Annotated in this window: 5 protein-coding genes and 2 pseudogenes; all 7 read right to left on the bottom strand. The window is 43.4% G+C overall.

Annotation, left to right across the window (positions count from 1 at the left end):
• Positions 1-12 precede the first annotated feature (12 nt).
• Positions 13-738: a protocatechuate 3,4-dioxygenase subunit beta gene (pcaH, locus tag IEV17_RS01715; protein ID WP_004662703.1), complete on the bottom strand. Its 726-nt coding sequence runs from the start codon at positions 736-738 to the stop codon at positions 13-15.
• Positions 739-748: 10 nt separating this feature from the next.
• Positions 749-1,162: a 4-carboxymuconolactone decarboxylase gene (pcaC, locus tag IEV17_RS01720; protein WP_004662704.1), complete on the bottom strand. Its 414-nt coding sequence runs from the start codon at positions 1,160-1,162 to the stop codon at positions 749-751.
• A 24-nt stretch (positions 1,163-1,186) separates the two neighbouring features.
• Positions 1,187-2,539, bottom strand: a complete 1,353-nt coding sequence (gene pcaK, locus IEV17_RS01725) for a 4-hydroxybenzoate transporter PcaK (protein ID WP_004662705.1) — start codon at positions 2,537-2,539, stop codon at positions 1,187-1,189.
• A gap of 42 nt (positions 2,540-2,581) precedes the next feature.
• A complete protein-coding gene (pcaD, locus tag IEV17_RS01730; protein WP_004662706.1) occupies positions 2,582-3,367 on the bottom strand; it encodes a 3-oxoadipate enol-lactonase in 786 nt (261 codons plus the stop codon).
• Positions 3,364-4,718 (bottom strand): annotated as a pseudogene (pcaB, locus tag IEV17_RS01735) (3-carboxy-cis,cis-muconate cycloisomerase). Before pcaB ends, pcaD begins: the two are co-directional and overlap by 4 nt.
• An 8-nt stretch (positions 4,719-4,726) precedes the next feature.
• Positions 4,727-5,947 carry a 3-oxoadipyl-CoA thiolase gene (gene pcaF, locus IEV17_RS01740; protein WP_004662708.1) on the bottom strand — a complete coding sequence of 407 codons (1,221 nt, stop codon included), beginning with the start codon at positions 5,945-5,947 and terminating at the stop codon, positions 4,727-4,729.
• Between the two features lie 5 nt (positions 5,948-5,952).
• A pseudogene (locus IEV17_RS01745) lies at positions 5,953-6,102 on the bottom strand (3-oxoadipate CoA-transferase); the annotation flags it as partial.

Below are 6,102 nucleotides of genomic sequence, written 5' to 3' on the forward strand. Positions count from 1 at the left end.
TGTGTTACTCCCTTAAGTCAAATCATTTTCAAAATAAGTCGCACGACGACCACGAAGATGAATATCAAAGCGGTAACAACGGCTGTCAGCTTCAATGAAATTATGTTTATCTTCCAATGCGATCAAGGCACGACGTTGATCTTCAGATGGAATGGTTTTTAAAATTGGGCAAGAATCAATTAAGGTATCGCCTTCAAAGTAGAATTGCGAAATCAAGCGCTGTGCCCAGCCATCAGCGATCAAAGAGAAATGAACATGCGCTGGGCGCCATTCATTGATACGGTTACGCCAAGGATATGGACCCGGTTTAATGGTACGGAAAATGAAGAAACCATTTTCATCAGTGAGCGTACGACCACAACCACCAAAGTTAGGGTCCATCGCACCAATAAACTTATCATTCGGATGACGGTAACGACCTGACGCATTGGCTTGCCATACTTCTAATAAGGCATTTTTAACAGGACGACCAAATTGATCACGCACATAACCATGCACAATGATTCGCTCACCAACAGGTAAACCATCTTTGGCATAGTTCAGAATCAAATCATTGTCTTTTGGGCCAAAAAGATTGGGTGAAAAATGTGGTGATGTCACTTCCGTCAAGGTCTCGCTGATTGAAATCAATGCATTTTTTGGCGAACGTAGCACACTGGTTTTATAGCCTGGTGTATATGCTGGCGGATGATCATCCGTATTACGTTGTGCATATGCACCCAATGTATGAATTAACATGCCTGTCTCCTTAATCCTGTGCTTGTGCCGAAATGGGTTGCACATCTATTCCAAGTTCTTTGAATACCTCTTCTGCCATATGCATTGCAGCATTCGCAGCGGGTAAACCTGCATACAAGGAACTATGCAAAATCAGCTCTTTCAGTTCGTCCTTAGTTACGCCGTTGTTAAAACAAGCACGTAAATGCATTCTGAGTTCATCTTCTCGTCCCAACGCCAACAAAATGGCAATGGTAACTAAGCTACGGGTATGACGTGGTAAACCTTCGCGTGACCACACTTCACCCCAAGCAAATCGGCTAATAAAGTTCTGAAAATCTTGGTTAAAGTCATTCAGGTTCTCTAAAGAACGCCCGACATGTTTTTCACCAAGCACTTCAGTCCGAACTTTTAGCCCTTGTTGATAACGTTGTTCATCATTCATTGACGTTGTCCCTGATTATGAAAGTTAGGTCGCATCTGTGTGCGCAACCAAAGATTTAACAAAAATAGCCACCGCCGCAGCTGTTGCTGGAATCATCAGTAAGCTGAGAATTGCCGTGAATGACCAATCATTGCCCAATAAAACTGCACCGATCCATGCACCAAACACTGCACCAAATCGACCAATTCCTGTCATCCAAGAAATACCCGTTGCCCGACATTGCGTTGGATAAAAGCGAGCACTTAAGGCTGGCATCGAAGACTGAGCACCATTGATCGCAATACCTGCGCATAGCACGAGCAATGCCAATAAGGTTGGATTATTGAGACTTTGACCAACGGCAACTGCAAATAAACCTGCAATAAAGTAGAAAGCTGAAATGATGCGATTTGGATTGAAACGATCCATTGCCCAGCCAATAAATAACGCGCTGAGCACGCCGCCAAATTGGAATAAACCACCAATAAATGCAGCACGCTCCATGGTTGCACCTGTTTCACGCATCAAAGTTGGTAACCAACTGGTCAGCAGATAAATCACCACCAGACCCATGAAATAAGTCGACCATAATAAAATCGTGCCTTTGGCGTACTGTTTTGAAAACAACATACCAAACACGTTTTTCTTTTCAGCTACCGCCGATTGTTCTTCTGGAATATGAAACTCGGTTACACCTTGAACTTGTTGAGGTGCAATATGGCCTAGAATTTTGCGAACCTTCTCAGGATTTTTGCCTTTTACGATTAAGAATCGATATGACTCAGGTAAGCAGAAAATCACTAAAAGCATTAAAATGAGTGGTGACCAACCACCTAATAAAAACAAGCTGTGCCATCCAAATGTTGGGATCAACCAACTACTAATAAAACCACCTGTTGCCATACCCAAGTTATAGCCACAAAACATACAAGTAATCAGTAATGAACGGCTACGTTGTGGACAATATTCAGAAAACAGAGTCGTTGCATTTGGCATGGCTGCACCAAGCCCAATACCTGTTAAAAAACGTAAAATAACAAGGCTATCCAAGTTTGTTGCAAATGCAGATGCCAAAGTGAAACCACCAAAAACCAGCATCGAAATGGTTAAAACAATTTTCCGTCCGAAGCGATCTGCTGTAGGGCCTGATACCAATGCACCAATAATCATGCCGCCAAGTGCAGCACTCATCACAGGTCCAAGTTGAGAACGATCCAAGCCCCAATCTTGTGCCAACGCAGGTGCAATAAAGCCCATAGCTGCCGTATCAATCCCATCGACAAATACAATCAAGAAACAAACAATTGCGATCATCCACTGATATTTACTAATCGGTGCATCATTAATGAGTGCCTGCGCATCCATACTGCTTTTTGGGGCAGCAAATTCCTGTGCCATAGTTGCCTCCTTGTAGGCGAATTCCTTTCTAACCCTGTGTGGTTATATCTTTTGAATGAACTTAGACAATGTTTGATTGAACACTTGCGGTTGTTCAATATTCGATAAGTGCGAAGCTGCCAAGACTTCAAACTGACTGTTTTCGATAGACTGATGCATGAATTCTGCATCTTGAACCGTGGTTACAGGATCAAATTGACCTGCGATAATTAAAGTGGGAATTTGAATTTGATTCAGTTGATCACGTAGATCGGCATCTGCCAAAGCTCGACAAGCATTCGCATAACCTTGTGATGCTGTTAAAGCTAAACTTTGAATGGTTTTTTGCGCCAATACGTCATGGGCATAATCAAAATACTCACTAAACCAACGTGTATGAGTGGTTTTAACAAGCTCTGCTAAACCCTGTTGTTCAACACTATTTGCACGACCATTCCATGCTTCTGCCGTACCAATTTTTGCAGCCGAATTTGCAATTGTGACACTCAAAAAACGCTCTGCATGATGAATCGCAAGATACAATCCTGTGATCCCACCCATTGAAATCCCGCAAAAATGGGCTTTTTCAATCTTGAGTGCATCTAAGATATCTACTACATCTTCAGCAAGATTCGACAAGGTTGTCGCATCAATAACAGCACTTGCACCATGACCTCGTATATCGTAAGTCACAACTTTATACTGTGCAGTGAATGCTGCAACTTGCGCTTGCCACATCCCATGATCAGTCCCAAGTGAATTGGAAAAGATAATGACAGGTGCATCTTTCGGACCTTGTACTTGCACAGCAATTTGATATCCTTGACGATTATGAATATTGATCATCATTTCGACTCTCCTTGAGCTGCTTGCAAAACTGCATCAATTTGCGCTTGGATATTGCCCAAATAGGACTCAGGTTTAAAAAGTGCGTCTAAATCAGATGTGGTGAAGTGATCTTTAACTTCATCTAATTGAGATAAAATATTTTTTAAATGAGTTTGTTGTTCGACTGCTTCCTGACATGCTTGTTCAACTAAATGATGTGCATTTAAGCGCCCAATTTTGCTTGCAAGTGCCATCATCACCGCTTCAGCCATAATCAAACCATCTGTACATTCAAGATTGCGCTGCATTGCTTCAGGATTGACTTGCATATTTTCTAACACATCATTTGCACGCTCTAATGCGCCTGCACATAACTGGAAAATCTCAGGAATCACCAACCATTCCGCATGCCAAGCACCTAAAGCACGTTCATGTTCTTGCACCATGCTTTGATAAACACTTGCCATTAGTGCAGGTACACGATTTGCCGCTGCAAGAATTGAAGCAGCTGCGACGGGATTTCGCTTATGTGGCATGGTAGATGACCCCCCCGACCTTTTGCCGTTGGCTCAAAAACCTCAGCAATTTCAGTCTGCATGAGCAATGACCAATCTTTTGCCATCTTGCCTAAGTTGCCAACAATGATTGCAAGCACACTCGCAATCTCAACGATACGATCACGCTCACCATGCCATGTACACTCAGGCGTTGTGAGTTTCAATTCAATTGCAAAAGCATGCACTACAGCAGAACCTTGATTGTGCAAAGAAGCCAATGAACCGACTGCACCACCAAGTTGGACAGTTAACACACGCTCTTTCATTGCTTGCAAACGATCAAGATCACGCCTCAATGTGGCTGCATAACGTGCAAATTTATGTCCTAAGGTAATCGGCAAGGCCTGCTGTAACCATGTTCGCCCAATCATCACTTGGTCACGATAATGTTCAGCTTGTTTAAGTGAAATTTGATATGCAAATTGAAGTTGCTTTTCAATCAATACTAGCGCATCACGACATTGCAAAATCATTGCCGTATCAATCATATCTTGACTGGTTGCACCCCAATGTACGTATCGAGAGGCATCTTCATTCTGTTGTTTAACAATCGCAGTGAATTGTTTCACAAAGGGAATCGCAATATTCCCAGCTAAACCAGTTGCAACAGCCAAACCATCAAAATCAATTTCTGCTAAGGCATTCTGCCCAACCTGCTCGATAATCGAGGCAGTAGATGTAGGAATGACATTTATTTTTGCTTGGGCTTTAGCCAAAGCAACTTCGGCTTGGATCATATAACCTAATAAAGCACGATCATTAAAAATGGCAGTGACATCAGGCTGATAAAATAAGCTGGCGTATAACTGGCTCATGATAGACCTCACCCAACCCGTTGAATAATGAGAGCGATGCCTTGCCCAACACCAATACACATTGAACACAAAGCATATTGCCCTTGAATCTGTTCAAGTTGATTCAAAGCAGTGGTGACCAGTCTCGCACCTGATGCACCGAGTGGATGACCTAAAGCAATCGCACCACCATTGGGATTGATGCGAACATCATCATCTGCTAAATCTAAATCACGTGTTACCGCTAAAGCTTGAGCTGCAAAGGCTTCGTTTAACTCAATCACATCCATTTGTTCTAATGTCAGATTGGCTTGTTTCAGTAACTTTTTGATTGCAGGCGCAGGGGCAAAACCCATAATGCGTGGCTCAACACCCACCGTAGTTGCAGCAATGATTTTGGCACGTGGTTTCAGTTGGTATTGAGCAACTGCCTCATCTGAAGCGATCAATAGTGCTGCTGCACCATCGTTAATACCTGAAGCGTTACCCGCTGTGACTGTACCTTCTGCTTTCACCACGCCTTTGAGTTTCGTCAATGCTTCAATCGTGGTCGATGCACGTGGGTGTTCATCGGTATCGATAACGACCGCATCACCTTTACGTTGTGGGATCGTGACTGGAACGATTTCTTGTTTAAAAAAGCCTTTGGCTTGTGCTGCTGTAGTCCGTTGTTGGCTGTTTAGGGCAAACTGGTCTTGATCGATCCGATTAATCTTAAATTGTTCTGCCACGTTCTCCGCAGTCTGCGGCATGGTGTCTACACCATACATTTCTTTCAGCTTTGGATTGATAAAACGCCAACCCATAGTCGTGTCTTCAATCTTTTGACTACGACCAAAAGCGCTGTCAGACTTACCCATAACATAGGGCGCACGGCTCATACTCTCGACACCACCTACAATGACGAGGTTTGCTTCACCTGCTTTAATCGCACGTGCTGCCATGGCAATTGCATCTAGAGATGAACCACAAAGACGGTTTACTGTGGTTGCAGGGACTTGATACGGCAAGCCTGCGAGTAGAGCTGACATACGACCGACATTACGATTGTCTTCACCCGCTTGATTGGCACAGCCATAGATCACATCATCCACCTGTTGCCAATCGACCGTTGGATTACGTTGTATTAAGGCTTGAATCGGAACTGCACCAAGATCATCTGCACGTACAGGGGCTAAACCACCTGCATAACGTCCAAAGGGAGTACGAATGGCATCAATGATGTATGCATTTTTTAAAATCGTGGTCATGTCGCTTATCCTTTAGCCTGTGTCACATCAATCAATTGAGCACCCGTCAACGCCTGTAGCTCTTCAAAGCTTAGACCATCCACTTTCTCAATCACTTTTAAACCTTCTGTGGTCACATCAATCACACACAGATCGGTATAGATACGATCGACACA

The organism is Acinetobacter modestus, from assembly GCF_014636095.1.
In the GTDB taxonomy this organism is placed as follows: Bacteria; Pseudomonadota; Gammaproteobacteria; order Pseudomonadales; family Moraxellaceae; genus Acinetobacter; species Acinetobacter modestus.

Bases quoted from the DNA above. Each gene is read 5' to 3' on its own strand.
- pcaH (WP_004662703.1), bottom strand. From the start codon at position 738: ATGTTAATTCATACATTGGGTGCATATGCACAACGTAATACGGATGAT.
- pcaC (WP_004662704.1), bottom strand. From the start codon at position 1,162: ATGAATGATGAACAACGTTATCAACAAGGGCTAAAAGTTCGGACTGAA.
- pcaK (WP_004662705.1), bottom strand. From the start codon at position 2,539: ATGGCACAGGAATTTGCTGCCCCAAAAAGCAGTATGGATGCGCAGGCA.
- pcaD (WP_004662706.1), bottom strand. From the start codon at position 3,367: ATGATGATCAATATTCATAATCGTCAAGGATATCAAATTGCTGTGCAA.
- pcaF (WP_004662708.1), bottom strand. From the start codon at position 5,947: ATGACCACGATTTTAAAAAATGCATACATCATTGATGCCATTCGTACT.